General features: G+C 74.5%; 14 protein-coding genes. 2 read left to right on the top strand and 12 right to left on the bottom strand.

Annotation, left to right across the window (positions count from 1 at the left end; all coding sequences use genetic code 11):
* Nucleotides 1-36 precede the first annotated feature (36 nt).
* Nucleotides 37-1200 carry an N-acetylmuramoyl-L-alanine amidase gene (locus H7X46_RS26500; RefSeq protein WP_186361933.1) on the bottom strand — a complete coding sequence of 388 codons (1164 nt, stop codon included), beginning with the start codon at nucleotides 1198-1200 and terminating at the stop codon, nucleotides 37-39.
* Between the two features lie 365 nt (nucleotides 1201-1565).
* Between H7X46_RS26500 and H7X46_RS26495 the strand changes: the two genes are divergently transcribed.
* Nucleotides 1566-3392 (top strand): acyl-CoA dehydrogenase, encoded by a 1827-nt coding sequence (locus tag H7X46_RS26495; RefSeq protein WP_186361932.1) that lies wholly within the window; start codon nucleotides 1566-1568, stop codon nucleotides 3390-3392.
* A gap of 69 nt (nucleotides 3393-3461) precedes the next feature.
* On the opposite strand, the gene H7X46_RS26490 is transcribed toward H7X46_RS26495, so the two are convergent.
* The 10 genes from H7X46_RS26490 to H7X46_RS26445 form a co-directional block, all read right to left on the bottom strand.
* Nucleotides 3462-3887 carry a CBS domain-containing protein gene (locus tag H7X46_RS26490; RefSeq protein ID WP_186361931.1) on the bottom strand — a complete coding sequence of 142 codons (426 nt, stop codon included), beginning with the start codon at nucleotides 3885-3887 and terminating at the stop codon, nucleotides 3462-3464.
* Nucleotides 3888-3977: 90 nt separating this feature from the next.
* Nucleotides 3978-6602: a VanW family protein gene (locus H7X46_RS30425; protein ID WP_186361930.1), complete on the bottom strand. Its 2625-nt coding sequence runs from the start codon at nucleotides 6600-6602 to the stop codon at nucleotides 3978-3980.
* Nucleotides 6603-6676: 74 nt separating this feature from the next.
* Nucleotides 6677-6997: a co-chaperone GroES gene (locus H7X46_RS26480; RefSeq protein ID WP_186362934.1), complete on the bottom strand. Its 321-nt coding sequence runs from the start codon at nucleotides 6995-6997 to the stop codon at nucleotides 6677-6679.
* A gap of 194 nt (nucleotides 6998-7191) precedes the next feature.
* Nucleotides 7192-8382: an ATP-binding protein gene (locus H7X46_RS26475; protein ID WP_186361929.1), complete on the bottom strand. Its 1191-nt coding sequence runs from the start codon at nucleotides 8380-8382 to the stop codon at nucleotides 7192-7194.
* Between the two features lie 937 nt (nucleotides 8383-9319).
* Nucleotides 9320-9913 (bottom strand): FxsA family protein, encoded by a 594-nt coding sequence (locus H7X46_RS26470; RefSeq protein WP_370588983.1) that lies wholly within the window; start codon nucleotides 9911-9913, stop codon nucleotides 9320-9322.
* Between the two features lie 56 nt (nucleotides 9914-9969).
* Nucleotides 9970-11718, bottom strand: a complete 1749-nt coding sequence (locus H7X46_RS26465; protein ID WP_186361928.1) for a dihydrolipoamide acetyltransferase family protein — start codon at nucleotides 11716-11718, stop codon at nucleotides 9970-9972.
* Nucleotides 11719-11730: 12 nt separating this feature from the next.
* A complete protein-coding gene (locus H7X46_RS26460) occupies nucleotides 11731-12705 on the bottom strand; it encodes an alpha-ketoacid dehydrogenase subunit beta (protein WP_186361927.1) in 975 nt (324 codons plus the stop codon).
* A gap of 3 nt (nucleotides 12706-12708) precedes the next feature.
* On the bottom strand, nucleotides 12709-13893 hold the full coding sequence (locus H7X46_RS26455) for a thiamine pyrophosphate-dependent dehydrogenase E1 component subunit alpha (protein WP_186361926.1): 1185 nt from the start codon (nucleotides 13891-13893) through the stop codon (nucleotides 12709-12711).
* A gap of 203 nt (nucleotides 13894-14096) precedes the next feature.
* Nucleotides 14097-14447: an antitoxin gene (locus H7X46_RS30995; protein ID WP_186361925.1), complete on the bottom strand. Its 351-nt coding sequence runs from the start codon at nucleotides 14445-14447 to the stop codon at nucleotides 14097-14099.
* 130 nt (nucleotides 14448-14577) lie between these two features.
* The gene (locus H7X46_RS26445) at nucleotides 14578-15156 is read right to left on the bottom strand and encodes a peroxidase-related enzyme (RefSeq protein ID WP_186361924.1); all 579 of its coding nucleotides are present in this window, start codon (nucleotides 15154-15156) and stop codon (nucleotides 14578-14580) included.
* A 63-nt stretch (nucleotides 15157-15219) separates the two neighbouring features.
* Between H7X46_RS26445 and H7X46_RS26440 the strand changes: the two genes are divergently transcribed.
* The gene (locus H7X46_RS26440; protein ID WP_186361923.1) at nucleotides 15220-15564 is read left to right on the top strand and encodes a hypothetical protein; all 345 of its coding nucleotides are present in this window, start codon (nucleotides 15220-15222) and stop codon (nucleotides 15562-15564) included.
* Between the two features lie 8 nt (nucleotides 15565-15572).
* Here H7X46_RS26440 and H7X46_RS26435 read toward each other — a convergent pair whose 3' ends face one another.
* On the bottom strand, nucleotides 15573-17660 hold the full coding sequence (locus H7X46_RS26435) for a hypothetical protein (RefSeq protein WP_186361922.1): 2088 nt from the start codon (nucleotides 17658-17660) through the stop codon (nucleotides 15573-15575).
* Nucleotides 17661-17918 lie beyond the last annotated feature (258 nt).

The following is a 17918-nucleotide window of genomic DNA, read 5'->3' as shown; positions in this document are numbered from 1 at the left end:
CGGCGAGCCTAGCGACCGGTCCGTGCGGCGCGCGGCTCAGCGGTTCCGGGTGCCGGGCGGGTCCTCGGTGGACGGCACCGGCGGGCCGCCGGTGCCGAGGAGCCGCTGCCAGACCGGGTGGTCCACGACGTCGGGCACGCTCTCGGTCCTGCGGTACCGGGCGAGGACCTCCACCGCCCGGGCGGCATCGCCCTCGGTCCCGGCCCGCACCGTGCGGGCGAGCTCCGGCCAGGACTCCCCACCGAGGATGCCGTTGACGTCGTCGGCCCGGTGGGCGACCTGGAACTCGGTGACGGCGGCGCGCGTGCGGTCGTCGAAGCGGCCGTCCGCGTTCCCGCGCAGCGTCCCCGCGTCCCGCAGCAGGTACTGGGCCGCCTCCACCAGCGGCCCGGTGTCGCCCTCGTGCAGCAACGGCCAGCTCGCCCTGGTCGCCTCGGTGCGGGACAGCCGCCGCCCCAGCAGGCCGGCCACCTCCCGCCGCAGCCGCGGCAGCATGCCGTACAGCCGGTCGCCGGGGCAGATCGTGTTGCGGAAGTCGCGGTGGCCGTAGAGCTCGGTGGGGGCGATGCCGTACTGCGCGCAGATGTAGGCGCAGGTCGCGCGCAGCGAGTTCCACAGCGGTGCGGGCGGGTCGGCCCCGATGTAGGTGCCCTCGTTCTCGATCCCGATCGCGATCACGTTCTGCCCCGGGGAGTGCGCGCCCTCGACGACCCGGCGCCCGCCGTTGAGCTCGCCGAGGCTCCACAGGCGGCCCTCCATGACGTGGCCACCACGGGAGATCGTGAAGTGCTGGCCGGAGTCCAGCCAGCCGTTGCGGTCCATGTGGTACGCCTGGATGCCCCGCGCCATCCGGTGCGCGGCCGCGACGCTGAAGTCCGGGGTGTTCCCCCCGGCGGTGTGGTGCACCAGGATCCGGATCGGTCGCCGGTCCCAGATCCGCGGCGGCGACGACGGACGGCGGGCACCCCACTCGAAGCAGCGGGCGATGTAGGGCGCGCGGACCCCCTCCGCCCGGGCCCCCGCGCCGGCGACCGGCCCGGGCATGCCCGGCGGCCCCGGCACCCGCGACGGTGGCGCCGGCACGCCCCCGGCCGGTCGCCGCGGCCCCGGGGGCGGTGGTGCCGGGTCCCCCGGGTGCGGTGGCTCCCCGGCGTGCGCCGTGCCGTCCGGCGCGGGGACGACGAGGCCGGCCCCGGCCACCGCCCCGGCGATCAGCAGCCGGCGGCGGCTCGGCCGCCACGGCGTCCGATCCGGTCCGGAACCGTCCGGACCCGCTCCCGTACCGGAGCAGCTGCCCGGTCCCCCCATGCCCGCCCTGCCCTTCCGACCGGTACCCGGCCGTCCCCCCAGCCACATGCGCCTCGTGCGCCACTGGCGTCACCGCGCATTGTCGGCTGCCGACGGCGGTCACCCGATCCGGGCGCGCCGGATCGCGCGTCACCCGTTGGTGTCGGTGCGCCGGACGGCACACCGCACCTTGCCCTGGTTACCGACGAGTAATACTCTGGAGTCAGTTACCGGCCGGTAAGCGGATCGGCCCTGGCAGGAACGGCGGTGAAGAGCAGATGGGCCACTACAAGAGCAACCTGCGCGACCTGGAGTTCAACCTGTTCGAGGTCTTCCGGATCCAGGACCACCTGGGCACGGGCCCGTTCGAGGGCGTCGACATCGACACCGCCAAGGGCGTGCTGTCCGAGCTCTCCGCGGTCTGCACCGGCCCGCTCGCCGAGCACTACGCGACGATCGACCGCAACCCGCCGCTCTTCGACCCCGCGACCTTCTCGGTCACCACCCCGCAGGAGCTCAAGGACGCCTACCAGGTCCTGTGGGACGGCGAGTGGTGGCGGCTCGGCCTGCCCGCCGAGCTGGGCGGCTACGGCATCCCGCCGTCGGTGCAGTGGGCCGCCGCCGAGATGATCCTCGGCTCCAACCCGGCGGTCTTCATGTACATGGCGGGGCCGAACTTCGCCTCGATCGTGCACCGCAACGGCACCGAGCAGCAGAAGCGCTGGGCCGAGCTCATGATCGACCGCGGCTGGGGCGCCACGATGGTGCTGACCGAGCCGGACGCGGGGTCCGACGTCGGCGCCGGCCGCACCAAGGCCGTCCAGCAGGACGACGGCACCTGGCACATCGAGGGCGTCAAGCGGTTCATCACCTCGGCCGAGCAGGACTTCACCGAGAACATCATGCACCTGGTGCTCGCCCGGCCCGAGGGTGCGAAGCCGGGCACCAAGGGCCTGTCGCTGTTCCTCGTGCCGAAGTTCCACTTCGACCCCGAGACCGGCGAGCCCGGCGAGCGCAACGGCGCCTTCGTGACCAACGTCGAGCACAAGATGGGTCTCAAGGCGTCCACGACCTGCGAGCTGACATTCGGCCAGCACGGCACCCCGGCGGTGGGGTGGCTCCTCGGCGACGTGCACGACGGCATCGCCCAGATGTTCCAGGTCATCGAGTACGCCCGCATGATGGTCGGCACCAAGGCCATCGGCACGCTGTCGGCGGGCTACCTGACCGCGCTGGAGTTCGCCAAGGAGCGGGTTCAGGGCGCCGACCTGACCCGGATGACCGACAAGACCGCGCCCCGGGTCACGATCACGCACCACCCGGACGTCCGCCGGAGCCTGATGCTGCAGAAGGCGTACGCGGAGGGCCTGCGCGCCGTCTACACCTACACCGCCACGTTCCAGGACAAGGTGCGGCTCGGCGGTGCGGACGCGGAGCTCGCGGACAAGGTGAACGACCTGCTGCTGCCGATCGTCAAGGGCGTCGGCTCCGAGCGCGCCACCGAGCAGCTGGTCCAGTCGCTGCAGACCCTGGGCGGCTCGGGCTTCCTGCAGGACTACCCGATCGAGCAGTACATCCGGGACGCGAAGATCGACTCGCTGTACGAGGGCACGACCGCGATCCAGTCCCTGGACCTGCTGTTCCGCAAGATCGTCCGGGACAACGGCCAGGCGCTGGCGCACGTGGCCGGCGAGATCCAGGCGTTCCTCGACTCCGACGCGGGCAACGGCCGGCTGAAGGAGGAGCGCGCGCTGCTCGCGACCGCGCTCACCGACGTCCAGGGGATGCTCGGCTCGCTGACCGGCTACCTGTACACCGCCGCCGAGGACGTCACGAACCTCTACAAGGTCGGCCAGCACACCGTGCGGCTGCTGATGGCGGTCGGTGACCTGCTCGTGGGGTGGCTGCTGCTGCGCCAGGCGACGGTTGCGCTCGAGGCGCTGGGCGGCGACGGGGTGCCCGCCAGGGACCGCAGCTTCTACGAGGGCAAGGTCGGCGTCGCGTCGTTCTTCGCGAAGGCCGTGCTGCCGCGCCTCACCTCGGAGAAGGCGATCATCGAGAACGCCGACAACGCGCTGATGGAGCTCGACGAGGCCGCGTTCTGACCATCCTCCCGCGATGGGCCCCGGGCGCGGACTCCCCGCCCGGGGCCTTCTCCTGCCGCTGGGCTCGTGCTACTGGGCGATGTAGCTCTCCAGCTGCTTGCGCTCCTCCTCCAGCATGTCGATCCGGGCCTTGACCAGGTCGCCGATCGAGACGATCCCGGTCAGGGCGCCGTTCACCAGCACCGGGAGGTGCCGGACGCGGCGTTCGGTCATGACCTTCGCGAGGTCGCCGACGCTGTCGTCCGGCGAGCAGGTGACGACGTCCGCCGTCATCACCTCGGACACCGGGGCGTTCAGCAGCGCGCTGCCCTGCTGGTGCAGGCGGCGCACCACGTCCCGCTCGGAGATGATGCCGACCAGCCGGTCGCCGTCGACGACCGGCAGCGCACCCAGGTTCCCCTCGGTGATGAAGCGCAGCACCACGGTCACCGGGTCGGCCGGCGACACCGTGGTCACCGCGCTTCCCTTGGCCTTGAGAACGTCCGCGATCCGCATGCGTACCCCGATCCCTCGCTCGCCGCCAGAGGGATCAGGGTACGAATGTGAGGCAGGCCTCGTCAGTACCTGACCGCGATGATCACCGAATCAGCCGCCGCAGTGCACGATCGGTTGCGGGTTGTACTTCACCGTGCGGGTCTCGCTCTTGGTCTCCCCGGTCTGCACGTTGCGCAGCGTCCGGGTGTCCGTGGCGGTGAAGCCGGGGGAGCCCTTGCTGGGGCTGCACGGCTGGCCGGGCGGGATGTTGACGACCTGGGGCTCGGTCGGGTTCGTCCGCGGCCCGGTCGACGACGAGACCTCGTACATCTTCTGGCCGAGGAACTTCACCGTGACGTTCCTGGGCGTCCAGGACGTCTTGATCAGCACCGCGGTCGGGCCGTCGTTGCGGAACTTGACGTCGATCAGGTTGTTGAACACGGTCGCCTCGCGGGCGACCGGGTAGCGGCTGATGTAGTAGCTGTGTTCCTTGTGCTCGACGTCGGTCATGCCGGCGAAGTAGGACGCGTTGTACAGCGTCGTCGCGAGCTGGGAGACACCGCCGCCGACGCCGCGGGCCGGGTGGCCGTCCTCGATCACTCCGGCCTCGACGTAGCCGTTGGCCAGGTTCCGCGGGTTGGTCACCCCGTTCAGGCTGAACGTCTCGCCCGGCTGGATGATCTCGCCGTCGATCGCCTCGGCGGCCCGCTTGATGTTCTGGCCGGAGTCCGCGGCGAACCCGCCGGTCGTGAACGAGCCGATCTCGACCGCGTTGCCCAGGGACTGCAGATCAGCGGTGCTGATCTCCGCGGGCTTCTGCGCGTAGACAGCGGGGACCTGGCGCGGGCCCGGGCCGGTCAGGACCGGCAGGACGTTCGCGAACGTCGCGTTGTAGTCGATGCCGCGGCCGTCCTGGGACGGGATGACCTTCGGCGGGGTCGACGCGAAGTCCAGCCGGGCGTCGATGCCGGGCTTCTCGGTGCTCGCGAGCTGCGGCTTCGCCGCCTCCTCGAGGATCTTGTTCGCGATGACCGGCTTCAGCTTCGCGGTGCCCTCCGGGTCCGCGGTGAAGCTGAGCGCCTTGGCGATGTCCTCGGGCTCGATGGTGGCGTTCGCGCCCTCACCGGTGACGGTCAGCGGGGCGGAGACCGCGGGGCGGGCGACCTCGTCGATGGCCTGCTGCACGTCGGCGGGGGTGGTGACGGGCTGCTCGACGATCAGCGGCAGCTGGACGGGCCGGCCGGTGGCCCACTGCTGCGACACGACGCCGACGGCCGCGTCGACGTCGAGCGTCTGGCCGGGCTTCGGTGCCACCGGCACCGGGTTCAGGTCCTGGAACTCGACCGAGCCCTCCTTGGGCTCCCGCAGCACCAGCGGGGCCATCTGCTCCAGCGCGGTGCGGACGGCGCGGTCGTCGGCGGAGTCGACCACCGGCACCTCGCGCTGGGTGAAGAACGACGAGACGCGGGTGATCGGGTTCAGCGGCTGCTCGCCCGCCTCGTCCAGGGTGCGCCGGTAGTCGACCTGGAGGCCGGCGGCCTTCGGGTCGATCTGGCTGTGGACCTCACCGGCCTGCACCTGCACCGGTGCCGAGGAGCGCGGCTCGATGGCCGCCTTCAGCTTGTCGGTGGCCGCCGCGCGCGACATGCCGCCGATCTCCTGACCGGCGACCGTGACCCCGCGCGGGACGCTGCCGGAGGAGAGCACCAGGTCGCCGACGTAGGCGAGGACGAGCACGCCCAGCACGGCGGCAGCGACGATCAGGCCGGTCGGCCGCTTGCGACCGGAACCACCCTCGCCGCCTCCGTCACCTCCGGACTCACCGCCGTCCGGGCCGGGGCCGTCCGGGCCACCCGGTCCGCCGGGCCCGCCCGGCCCGGTGGCACCGGCGGCACCACCGAACGCGGCGGGGCCACCGGCCGGGATCCGCTCGGTCCGCTCCGCGGGGTTGCCGGCACCCTGCGCGGACACCGGCGGGACGCGCGGCAGGACGTGGGTGCGCTGCTCGCTCAACGGGGCGGCGCCACCGGGCGCCGATGCAGGCGCGGTGGCGCCGGGCGCCGATGCAGGCGCGGTGGCGCCGGGCGCCGATGCGGGCGCGGTACCGCCGGGCGCGGATGCGGGCGCACCACCGGACGCCGATGCGGGCGCGGTGCCACCGGACGCGGATCCGGGCGAGGTACCACCGGGCGCCGATGCGGGCGCGGTGCCGCCGGGCGCCGGTGGGGTGGCCGAGGACTGCCCCGCACCCGCGACCGCGACCCCCTGCCCGGCGGCGGACGCCTGCTCGCCGTTCCCGCCCGGATCCACCGGCCGGGTGGCGTGAGGCTGCTCGCTGCGCGCGACCGGCGTCGTCTGCTTCGTCGCGGAGGCCTGCTCGGAGCTCGCGCCGGGGCCGGCCGGCCGGGTGGCGGCCTGCTCGGAGCTCCCCGCGGCGGCCGAGGGCCGGGTGACCTGCTCGGCGTTCCCGGTCGGCCGGGGCGAGGGAGCAGGGCGCGCGTCGGCGCTCCCGGCCGGGCTGGTGGGCCGCGGCGATGGCGTGGGCCGGGCGTCGGGCGCGGCGTCACCGCTCCGGGGGCCGGGCGACGGGCGGCGGGCGGGCATCACCGGGCGGCCCGGCGACGCGTGGGGCGTGTCGACCCCGGCGGCGGTGCCACGGTCTCCCGTTCCCGGATCCGGTGCAGGCGTCACCGCGTGCTCGGTGGCCTCGCCGGGCGGGGACTGACGCTCGGGCATGACGTGGGGCTTCCTTTCCGCACTGCCGTCGACCTGGAGGGCCGCACGCCCTCGGGCGGCGGGCCAGGCAGGGGTCAGAGGTAGAGACCGGTTCCGTGCTGGGTGGCCTCGGTGGCTACCGCGTGCAGGTCCCGCTCGCGCATCACCAGGTGTCCGACCCCGCCGATCTCGACCTCGTACTGGTCCTCGGGGGCGAGGAGGACGCGGTCGCCCGGCTTCACCGTTCGCACGTGCTGACCCACCCCCACGACCTCTCCCCAGACCAGACGCTTGGCGACCTGTGCGGTTGCCGGGATCACGATTCCGGCCGAGCTCCGTCGCTCACCGGCCCCCTCGACCTTCTTGATCATGACCCGGTCGTGGAGCATCTGGATCTCGAGTTTGGGCTCGACCACCCGCCAGATGCTACGGGCAGGGAACGACGCCTCCGGCAGCGCCCGGCGCCCCGCGACCACGCCCGGAACGTGGAAGGCCCCGCGCCACCACCAGGTCGGGGGTCCGGTGGCGTCGCGGGGCTCGACCGGCCTGTCGAGCACGGACGGTGTTCCGTTACACCGCAACCGGTTTTCACCCGTCCGGGGGACAGGACTCAGGCGTTGGCGAGCAGGTAACGCCCGAAGTGCGGCACCGTGAACGCGATCTGCCCCCGCTGGGCCGAGAACACCAGTCCCTTCTTCAGGAGGCTGTCCCGGGCCGGGGACAGCGACGACGCCCGTCGGTCCAGGTGTTTGGCGACGCCGGAGGTCTCGACGGGCAGGTCCTCGCCGTCGGTGAGCTCTGCCATCGCCCGCAGGTACTCCCGCTCGGCGGGGGTGGCCCGCTCGTAGCGGGACCCGAAGAATCCGACGGCGAGCTCCGCCTCGGCCTCCGGCGCGGCCATCTCGACGTCCTGGGCGCCGATCGGGCTCGTGGGCGCCGCGTCCCAGGCCGCCTTGCCGTAGGCCTGGACGAAGTACGGGTAGCCCCCCGAGCGGACGTAGAGGTCGTCGAGCGCGTCCTGGTCGAACGTCGCGTCCTCGCGTTCCGCCGGGGCGAGCAGGGCGAAGTCCGCGTCCTTGCGGTCGAGCCGGTCGATCCGCGAGTACTTGAACAGCCGCTCCGAGTACGACTTCGACGCCGACAGGACGGCGGGCAGGTGCGGCAGCCCGGCCCCGACCACGACCAGTGGCGCCCGCGCCTGGGACAGCTCGTGACAGGCGGCGCAGAGCGCCGAGACGTCGTCCGGCTTGAGGTCCTGCATCTCGTCGACGAGCAGGGCGACGCCGGAGCCGACGTCCTGGGCCAGCTCGGCGACCTCGGTGAACAGCTCGACGAGGTCGATCTCGATGTCCCCGGAGTCGGCACGCCCGTTCTTCACCGGGACGTCGATGCCGGGCTGCCAGCGGTCCCGCAGCTTGGTCCCGTCCGGGGAGGAACGCAGCGCGAACGCCTTCAGCACGCCGAGGACCTCGTCGATCCGCTCGGGTGCGCGGTGCCGGACCGCGAGGTCGCGGATCGCCCGGTGCAGCGCGGCGGACAGCGGGCGGCGGAGGTCGGCGTCCGGGCGGGCCTCGATCTTGCCCGCGCCCCAGCCGGCGTGCATCGCCATCGAGCGCAGCTCGCCGAGCAGCACGGTCTTGCCGACCCCGCGCAGGCCGGTGAGCACCAGGCTGCGTTCCGGCCGGCCTCGCGCGACGCGTTCCAGGACGATCTCGAAGGCATCCACCTCGCGGTCCCGCCCGGCAAGCTCGGGCGGGCGCTGCCCGGCGCCGGGGGCGAACGGGTTGCGCACCGGATCCATGCCCACGACGCTATCCGGCGATCTTCCGGATTCCGTAGACGGCGGTATCGGCGGCGCGGCGTGTCGCGGCGATCCACCCGGCCGGCCCAACGATCCGCACCCCCGGCCGCGGGACCCGGACCCCACCGGCGCACCCGCGCGGGCCGTCACGGAGCGTGGCGACCTCCGGGTGCGATCCCGGGGTCGGGGACGGTCGCGCGGCACCTCCGGGAACGGTCGGTGCGCGTCCCGGCGGTGAATGACATCGATGTCGTCACGATCCGGTGGCCTCGCCGGGTTCTCCTTCCACCACCGGCATCGACCAGCGACACTTCGTCACGGAAAGCACCCCTGTCGACGCTGACGCCCGGGAGGAAGTGCCGTGATCCGACACCGTGGACGGCATCGCGCCGCGGAGATGCACCACTCGACGCTGCGCATGCGCCCGATCACGCAGCGTCGCGGAGTCCGCGCGGGGCTGCGGAACCTGCTCTCGGGGGCGCGCCCGGGCTGGTGAGCTCCGGGGGCACAGCCGCGCCCGTCCCGCGGTCCGCGGCGCTCGGTCGCACCGTCGCCGCGACCGAGCGCGTCCCCCGGGACGGATCGGCACACCGAGCCCAGGTCGATCAGCACGTCGGCGCCGCGAACGAGGCCACAACGTGCACGGCGACCACCGCGCCGAGATCGATCAACACGATCCCACCCCAGCCCGGGCGACAACGCGCATCTCGACCCTCGCGCCGCGCCCGATCAGCACGATCCCGCCCCAGACCGGACGACAACGTGCTCCTCGACCACCGCGCCGGGTTCGATCAACACGATGGTGCCCCGGACCGGGCGACAACGTGCACCTCGAGCCCCGCACCGAGATCGATCAGCACGATGGTGCCCCAGGTCGCCGGTCAGCAGCGCGGACGCAGGTCGGGTGATCTCGGACGGGGCTCCGGAGGGGGACCGCTCAGCGGTCGCGCCGGTCCGGGTCGTCGACGACCTCGCCGTCGACCACCGGGCCACCGCCGCCGGGCCCGGGCCGCTCCCGGCCGGCCGGGCCCGCGGCCCCGGACACGCCCGATCCGGTGATGAGCGGCGGCTGCCCGGACGGTGAGGAGCCGGGCCGCGGCTCGGTGACCGCCTCACCGTCCACCACGGTCGCGCCGTACCGGATCCGCGCCGTCCGCAGGCCGGGGGCGGCACGCTCGGCGGCACGCACCATCCGGCGGCGGGCGATGCCCCGGGTCGGCGGGAACACGAGCGCGAGCCCGAGCACGTCCGAGATCAGCCCCGGCAGGAAGATCAGGACACCGCCGATCGCGATCAGCAGGCCGTCGGTCGCCTCCTCGTGCGCGAGCCTGCCGCGCTGCATCGCGGTGGCGAGCGCGCGGGCGGCGCGGGCCCCCTCGCTGCGGGCCAGCAGCAGGCCGAGGACCGAACCGGCGAGCAGGACCAGCAGGGTCCAGCCCAGCCCGATCCACGCGACCAGCGCGGCGATCGCCGCCACCTCGAGCACGACGTAGAGCAGCACGAACGGCATGTGGGGAGAACGCGCGAGCACGCCGTTCTGCTCCCGGATCGACCGAATTCCCCGCAACCGACCAGCTGGCCACCCGTTCACCAGGTGAAGGCGACCCCCGGATCCTCCAACAGTGCGCCCACGTCGGCCAGGAACCGGGAGCCCTCGGCCCCGTCGACCACCCGGTGGTCGAACGAGAGGGCGAGCCGGCAGACCGTGCGGACGGCCAGCTCGCCGTCCACCACCCACGGCGCCGGTTTGATCGAGCCGACGGCGAGGATCGCCGACTCGCCCGGGTTCAGGATCGGGGTGCCGCTGTCGACCCCGAACACGCCGACGTTGGTGATCGTGAGCGTCCCGCCGACGAGGTCCGCGGGCGCCGTCCGGCCGGCCCGGGCGGTCTCGGTGAGCTCGCCCAGTGCGACCGCCAGCTCGTGCAGGCCGAGCCGGTCGGCGTCGCGGATCTTGGGGACGACCAGGCCGCGGGGGGTGGCGGCGGCGATCCCGAGCTGCACGTGCTCGTAGTAGACGATCTCGCCGGCCCGTTCGTCCCAGCTGGCGTTCACCGCGGGCGTGCGGGCCGCGGCGAGGCAGACCGCCTTCGCGACGAACGCGAGCGGGGTCAGCTTGACGTCGGCGAACTCCCGCGAACCCTTCAGCCGGTCCCGCAGCGCCATGGTGGCGGTGACATCGACGTCGAGGAACTCGGTGACGTGCGGTGCAGTGAACGCGCTGGACACCATGGCGGCCGCGGTCGCCTTCCGGACGCCGCGGATCGGTTCCCGCCGGTCCCCGGCCGGCCGGGCGGTCGCCGGGCCCGCGGCGGCCGCGGCGGGCGCCGCGCTGCTCCCGGGGGCCCCACCGGCGAGACCCGCGGCCGCGCCCGCAGCACCGGCAGCACCTGCGGCGGCAGCAACACCGGCGGCGCCGCCCGCCGGCACACCACCGGCACTCGGCGATGCCACGGACCCCGCAGCGGGGGCCGGCGTGCCCGCGGCCCCGGCCGCGCTCTCGGCCGCCGCCCGGACGTCCTCCCGGGTGATCCGGCCGTCCCCCCCGGTCCCGGTCACGGTCTGCAGGTCGACGCCGAGCTCCCGGGCCAGCAACCGGACCGGCGGCGGCGCGAGCGGGACGAGCCCGCCGACCGGCCCGGACCCCGGCGCACCGGTGGTCCCGCCGCTGGTGTCGGCGCTCCGGCGGCTGCCGCCGGCTCCGGAGGCGTCGACGGGTGCCGGGCTGTCGGGGGAGGCGTCACCCGGGGCGGGGCCGGGCACCTCGGTGCGCACCTCGGCCGCCTCCGCGGGCCCCACCGCGCCGGCCGCGGCAACCCCGGCGGGCCCGTCCGCGGCGGTCGCGCCGGGCCCGTCCGCAGCAACCCCGGCCGGCCCCTCCGCGCCGGTCCCCGCAGGCGACCCGGTCGCCCCGGACGGGCCGGTCGCACCGTGCGCCGCCGGGGCGTCACCGCCGCCGGCCGCCGTCCCGCGACGCGGCCTCCGCTTCACCGGGCCCTGCCGGGGCCCGTAGCCGACGAGGGTGGCGATCCGCCCGTCCTTGCCGGCCTCACCGATCTTCGCGCCGCCGTCCTCGCCGGCCGCCCCACCACCGGAGCCGGCGGTGTCGATCGCGATGATCGGGGTCCCGACCTCGACGGTGGAGCCCGGCTCGGCCAGCAGCTCACCGACCGTCCCGGCCCACGGCGAGGGGAGCTCCACCGCCGCCTTCGCCGTCTCGATCTCGACGATCACGTCGTTGACCGCGACCGTGTCGCCCGGCCCCACCCGCCACGCGACGATCTCGGCCTCGGTCAGCCCCTCGCCCACGTCGGGCAGCTTGAACAGTTCACGCATGTTGACAGGTCCTCACCAGGCCAGTGATCGGTCGACGGCGTCCAGCACCCGGTCCAGGTCGGGCAGGTAGTCGTCCTCGAGCCGGGACGGCGGGTACGGGGTGTCGAACCCGGTCACCCGCAGCACCGGCGCCTCGAGGGAGAAGAAGCACTCCTGCTGGATCCGCGCCGCGACCTCGGCGGTGATCGACGCCTCGGACGGCGCCTCGGACACCACGACCAGGTGCCCGGTGCGGCGCACCGACTCGGCGACCGGCTCGAGATCCAGCGGGGACAGCGAGCGCAGGTCGACGACCTCGAGCTCGTGACCGTCCTCGGCGGCCGCGGTGGCCGCGTCCAGGCAGGTCTTCACCATCGGGCCGTAGGTCGCGACGGTCAGCGTCGAGCCCGCCCGCACCACCCGCGCGCTGTGCAGCGGCGGCGCCGCATCCAGGTCGGCCTCGACCTCGCCCTTCTCCCAGTACCGCCGCTTCGGCTCGAAGAAGATCACCGGGTCGTCGGTGAGGATCGCCTGCTGGATCATCCAGTAGGCGTCGGCCGGGTTCGAGCACGCCACCACCTTCAACCCGGCGACGTGCGCGAACAGCGACTCCGGGGACTCGGAGTGGTGCTCGACCGCGCCGATCCCGCCGCCGAACGGGATCCGGACGACGACCGGCACCGGCACCGCGCCCTGGGTCCGGTACCGCAGCTTCGCCAGCTGGGACACGATCTGGTCGAAGCCGGGGAACACGAACCCGTCGAACTGGATCTCGCAGACCGGCCGGAAGCCGCGCACCGCCAGCCCGACGGCGGCGCCGATGATCCCGGACTCGGACAGCGGCGTGTCCAGCACGCGCTGCTCGCCGAAGTCCTTCTGGAGCCCGTCGGTGATCCGGAAGACGCCGCCGAGCCTACCGACGTCCTCGCCCATGACCAGGACCTTCGGGTCACGCTCCATCGCGGCCCGCAGGCCGTCGTTGAGCGCCTTGGCCAGCGTGGTCGCCATGGCTCAGCCCTCCCCGTCGACGAAGGACGCGTGGTAGGCGAGGTACTCCGCCCGCTCGGCCTCGACCTGCGGTGACGGGTCCGCGTAGACCTCGGAGAACATCCGTTCCGGGCCGGGCTGCGCCATCGCCCGGCAGAACGCCCGCAACCGCTCACCGAGCTCGTTCGCCTCGGCCTCCACGCCGTCGAAGAACTCGGGCTCGACGCCGTGCCGCCGGGCGAGGTGCACCCGCACCCGCTCGATCGGGTCCTTCAGCTTCCACAGCTCGACCTCGCCGGCGAGCCGGTAGCGGGTGGCGTCGTCCGAGGTGGTGTGGGCGTCCATCCGGTAGGTGAACGCCTCGATCAGGACCGGCCCGTTGCCGGTCCGGCACTCCTCGAGCGCCCAGCGGGTGACGGCCAGGCAGGCCAGCACGTCGTTGCCGTCCACCCGGACGCCGGGGAAGCCGTAACCGCGGGCCCGCTGGTAGAGCGGAACGCGGGTCTGCCGGTTCAGCGGCACCGAGATCGCCCACTGGTTGTTCTGGCAGAAGAACACCAGCGGCGCGTCGTACGCAGCGGCCCACACGAAGCCCTCGTGGACGTCGCCCTGGCTGGTCGCGCCGTCACCGAAGTAGCAGATGGTGGCCTCGCCGGTGTCCGGGTCGCCCACCTTGGACTCGAAGCGCTGCCCCATCGCGTAGCCGGCCGCGTTCAGGCACTGGTTGCCGATGACGATCGTGTACGGGTGGAACCGCTTCCCGGTGAAGTCCCACGACCCGTGGTCGGTGCCGCGGAAGATCCCGAGCAGCTCGGCGGGGTCGACGCCGCGGCACCAGGCGACCCCGTGCTCGCGGTAGCTGGGGAAGCACATGTCGGTGGGGCGCAGCGCACGCCCGGACCCGACCTGGGCGGCCTCCTGCCCGAGCAGCGGCACCCAGATGCCCAGCTCGCCCTGCCGCTGCAGCGAGTTGCCCTCGCGGTCGGCCCGGCGGACCAGGACCAGGTCGCGGTACAGCGACTTCAGCTCGTCGAGGGACACGTCGGCGTAGCGGTCGAACCGCTCGTCCGGGACCCGCTCGCCCTCGGGGGTCAGCAGCTGGACGAGCTCGGGCCCTCCCGCGTCCACCCCCTTGAGGCCGGCGACGACCTGGGACTGGCTGGGGCGCGACCGCGGGTCGGTCGGTACCCATGCCTGCGGCTTGTCCACGGCGTACCTCCTCGGTGTCGCCCGGACCGGGTGGCGGTCGCGGGGCGTTGTCCCGCCGTGACCCGCACGGGTGGGCGGGCCAGGGACGCGTCGGTGCGTCGACGCCGATCCTGGCACGCCGGCGTGCGGTCGGACAGCCGAGTGCCGCGGTGTCCACACGCGACGCCCGGCGCCCGGTCGTGGACCGGGGCCGGGCGGGGACCTCAGGAGCCCTGCTGGGTCCCCGGGGGTGGCGGGAACGCCGGCGGCTGCTGCGTGTTCGGCGTGGTCGGACCGCCGTCGCCCCGCGGGGTGCCCGTCGCCGGGCCGGGGGTGGGCGGGGTGGTGCCGGGGGTGCCGTAGCCGTAGCCGGGCTGGGGGATCCCGGCCGCGTCCTTCGCCTTGCGGGCCGCACCGCTGATCTGGTTCGTGTACTTGCCCTTCGTCTGCTTGTCGACGAACTGGGCGGCGGAGTCCAGGACCTTCCCGGCCTTGTCCGGGTTGGACCTGGCGTAGCGGCGGGCCGCCTCGACCGCCCCGGCGAGGACGGTGAGCCGGCGGAACAGGTGTGCCATGTCGAGGACCTCCGTGACGTGCGCGGCTTCTCGGTGAGCCGCAGCTCGTGAGTCGCAAGGACCCACGGTAGGGGAACGCACCCGGTCCGGCAGGGAGTTCCCCGTCGGTGGGCAGGTCGGACGCGATCCGCTACCGGGCCTGCCGGCCCATCAGGAAGAACTCCGGGTTGGGTCGCAGCGCGGTCAGGTGCGCGAGCCGGTTCGACATCGCGAACAGCGCGGTGATCGCGCCGACGTCCCAGATCTCGTCGTCGGTCAGGCCCGCGGCCCGGGCGTCGTCGAGGTCGGCCTCGGTCAGCGCCTCGGACTGCCGGGCGACCAGCAGGGCGAGATCGACGATCGCCCGCTCGCGCTCCGACAGCTCCACCGCGTACGGGTTCGTGGCGACCTTCTCGGCGATCTCCGGGTCCTTGTACCGGATCCGCAGGATCGCGCCGTGCGCGACGACGCAGTAGGTGCAGTGGTTCGCCCCCGAGGTGGCGACGACGACGAGCTCCCGCTCGGCCTTGGACAGCCCGTCGTCGGAGTCCATCAGCGCGTCGTGGTAGTCCAGGAACGCCCGCAGCTCGCGGGGCCGGCGACCGAGCGCCCGGAAGACGTTCGGGACGAACCCGGACTTCTCGGCGATTGCCCCGATGCGCTCCGCCAGGTCCGGCGGGAGCCCGTCGAGATCGACGTGCCCGAACCGGCTCACCTCGTGCTCTGCCATGGCCGCGACGTTAGCCCGTTGCGGGCTTGGCGGGGCAGGCCGGATCCGGGACCATCTCGCGGCATGGGAGTCCCGGAGCAGGTGCGCGAGCGGCTCGCGACGTGGTGCGCGGAGCTCGTGCCCGAAGCCGAACGCGACCGGCGCCGGATCGGCTACACGACCGCCGGGCGCACCGTCACGATCCTCGACCGGCGCCCGCCGTCGTTCCCGGAGCTGGGCGCGGCCTGGTCGTCGACGCCGCTGGCGCAGCTGCGCGCCGACGATCCGGACCAGGGCATCTGGACGCTCTACGTCCCGGCCGCCCCCGAGTCGGGCGCGCGGTGGGAACGCGTGACACCGCCCGCCGAGGACCCGTTCGTGCTGCTGGAACGGGTGGCGGACGGCATCCGGGCGGTGGGCTCCGGCTGAGCCCGGCCCTACTTCTCGCGGGCGCCGCGGGCGGGAGCCATCGCCGACGGTGCCGCCGGGCGGCGGTCGACGTCCTCGCCGGCGGCCGGTGACGCGGTCCGCGGCGCGGGGACCGCGGGCGCGGCGGGTTCTGCGGACGTGGCTTCTCCGGACGTGGCGGGCGCCGCCGGGGGTGCGGGCTCGTCCACCGGGCCGGCCTGGGCCGGGACCGGGGTCTCCGGGGGCACCACCGGTTCGGCGGCGGGCTCGGCGGCGGTGGTGTCCGGGCCCGTGCTCTCCGGAACGCTCTCCGGGAGGCCGGTGCCGCGCAGGAAGCGGGCCGACGCCTGGTTCAGCACCTCGATCAGCGTCGTCCCGGACGACGCGGCCCGCGGCTCGTCCCCGACGACGGCCACCATCCGCGGCGCGGCCGCGGTCAGCAGCAGGGCGTCGGCCTGCAGCGCCCCGGCGCCCACGACGACGACGAGGTCCGCGGCGTCGGCGGGCGGCAGCGCGGACAGCAGGGCGTCGCTCCCGATCACCCGCAGCAGCCCGAACCCCGGGACGCCGCGCGCGGCGTCCTCGGACCAGGCCCGCGCCAGGTCCGGGTGGTTCCGGGCCAGCTCGCCGAGGAGCCGCTCGAGCTCCGCGCGGTCGGCCACCTCGCGGCGGGCCCGGCCGAGCTCGTCGAGCGCGCCGGCGTAGGCCTCCGGGTCGTGTGCCCGCAGGGCCGCGACCGCCGCGGTGTGCTCCGGCCCCGCGGCACCGAACGGCACGGACGACTCGCACGCCGCCGCCAGCCGCTCGAGCTCGTCGGCGGCCTCCGCCGGGTCACCGTGCTCGTCGTAGTCGACGATCGCCCGGGCGACCCGCTCGGTCGCGTCCAGGTCGGGCACCGACACCGGCGAGTCGTGCTGCAGGAACAGCACGTCGTGCCGCAGCCCGGCCACCGACCGCGCCGCCGCGGCGACCCGGTCCAGCGAGTCGATCAGCGCGGGCAGCTCGTGCTCGGACCGCGGGACCGGCAGGCCGAGCACCGAGCAGAGGCGGGCGATCTCGTCGTCCCGTTGGGCCAGGTGCAGGTGGTGGGCGACCGCGAGGACCTCGTCGTAGGTCTGCGGCACCTCGCCGTCGGTCCGGAACGCGCGCAGCAGCGGCTCGGCGTCCTTCTGCTCCGGGGGCTTGAAGTAGGAGCGGCTGCGGCCGCCGTTGTCCAGGAAGTCCAGGTAGCGCCGGATCGCCTCGGCGCCGCCCTGGGGCAGCGCCTCCACGGCCTCGATCCGGGGGCCGGACTCGGCCCGGGCCGCCCGGTCGTCCCGCTGGCGGGGGGCGAGGCCCTGCAGCGCCTCGAACTCGGTGCGCAGGCCGCCGTGCACCAGCCGGGCGAGCAGGGTGCGCAGCCGGTCGGCGTCCGGGGCCTCGGCCAGCGCGTCGAGCTTGCCGAGCACGCACCGGGCGACCTGGGTGACGGCGGCGCGCCGGTCGGCGTCGAGGTCACGCAGCAGGTCGGGGACGACCCGGGCCTCGCCGGTCTCGGCGCCGTCGACCGTGCGGCCGGCCCGCGCGCAGCAGCCGGCGACGAAGGCCGGGGCCGGCAGCGCGGACTCCGGTGGCAGTTCCTGGTCGGTGCGGGCGGAGCGGTCGGCCCCGGCTGTGGCCAGCAGCCTGCGCAGCCGGCGCAGCTCGGCGGGCGACAGCTCGGGCAGGTGGTCGACGACCCTCCCCGCGACGGCGTCCGGCAGGGCCGCGCACACCCTCGCCAGCCGGTCGGTCGTGGCACCGGTGAGCAGGATCCGCATGCCGTAGCCGGTCAGCTCGGCCAGCGCGCGGGCCAGCTCGTCCGGGGCGGTGTCGGACAGGACGGCCAGCGGCTCCTCCGCCACCACGCCGGGCAGCGTCTCCGGTTCGTCGCCGGGCCGGGGGCGGCGGGCCGGTGACTCCAGCGCCGCGGACAGCGAGCGCAGCCCGGCCGGGACCCGGCCGGCGCGGATGTCACCCACGATCCGGGACGTGGCCGCACGCGTCGCCGGCCCGCCCCGGCCGCTGCCCGCCAGCCGCTCGACGAACCCGACGAGCGTCTCCGGGTCCGTGCCCTCGGACACCCGTACATCGAGCATCTCGCCTACACCTCCGCCGTGCCAGCTACGCCGTACCGGGGACGGCGCCCACGGTGTGTATCGCCGTGGCGCGCTCGGCGTTCCGCCGCCACTCCGGTGCCCCGTTCGGCCGACACCACGTTCCCTCACGGTGCGCGACGACCTTCGTCCCGAACGGGCACTCGGCTGCGGCGGATCGGTCCCCCTCGGAGGCTACCCGTCACATCGCTACGCTGGGCCGATCTCGCGGCATCGCGGAACGACGCCACACGGGCGACC

It is taken from the genome of Pseudonocardia sp. C8 (assembly GCF_014267175.1).
In the GTDB taxonomy this organism is placed as follows: Bacteria; Actinomycetota; Actinomycetes; order Mycobacteriales; family Pseudonocardiaceae; genus Pseudonocardia.
The sequence above is the reverse complement of the archived record's forward strand: the minus strand, read 5'-3'. Positions and strand labels throughout refer to the sequence as shown.

Bases quoted from the DNA above. Each gene is read 5' to 3' on its own strand.
- H7X46_RS26445 (WP_186361924.1), bottom strand. From the start codon at position 15,156: ATGGCAGAGCACGAGGTGAGCCGGTTCGGGCACGTCGATCTCGACGGG.
- H7X46_RS26440 (WP_186361923.1), top strand. From the start codon at position 15,220: ATGGGAGTCCCGGAGCAGGTGCGCGAGCGGCTCGCGACGTGGTGCGCG.
- H7X46_RS26495 (WP_186361932.1), top strand. From the start codon at position 1,566: ATGGGCCACTACAAGAGCAACCTGCGCGACCTGGAGTTCAACCTGTTC.
- H7X46_RS26475 (WP_186361929.1), bottom strand. From the start codon at position 8,382: ATGGATCCGGTGCGCAACCCGTTCGCCCCCGGCGCCGGGCAGCGCCCG.
- H7X46_RS26435 (WP_186361922.1), bottom strand. From the start codon at position 17,660: ATGCTCGATGTACGGGTGTCCGAGGGCACGGACCCGGAGACGCTCGTC.
- H7X46_RS30995 (WP_186361925.1), bottom strand. From the start codon at position 14,447: ATGGCACACCTGTTCCGCCGGCTCACCGTCCTCGCCGGGGCGGTCGAG.
- H7X46_RS30425 (WP_186361930.1), bottom strand. From the start codon at position 6,602: ATGCCCGAGCGTCAGTCCCCGCCCGGCGAGGCCACCGAGCACGCGGTG.
- H7X46_RS26490 (WP_186361931.1), bottom strand. From the start codon at position 3,887: ATGCGGATCGCGGACGTTCTCAAGGCCAAGGGAAGCGCGGTGACCACG.
- H7X46_RS26460 (WP_186361927.1), bottom strand. From the start codon at position 12,705: ATGGCGACCACGCTGGCCAAGGCGCTCAACGACGGCCTGCGGGCCGCG.
- H7X46_RS26465 (WP_186361928.1), bottom strand. From the start codon at position 11,718: ATGCGTGAACTGTTCAAGCTGCCCGACGTGGGCGAGGGGCTGACCGAG.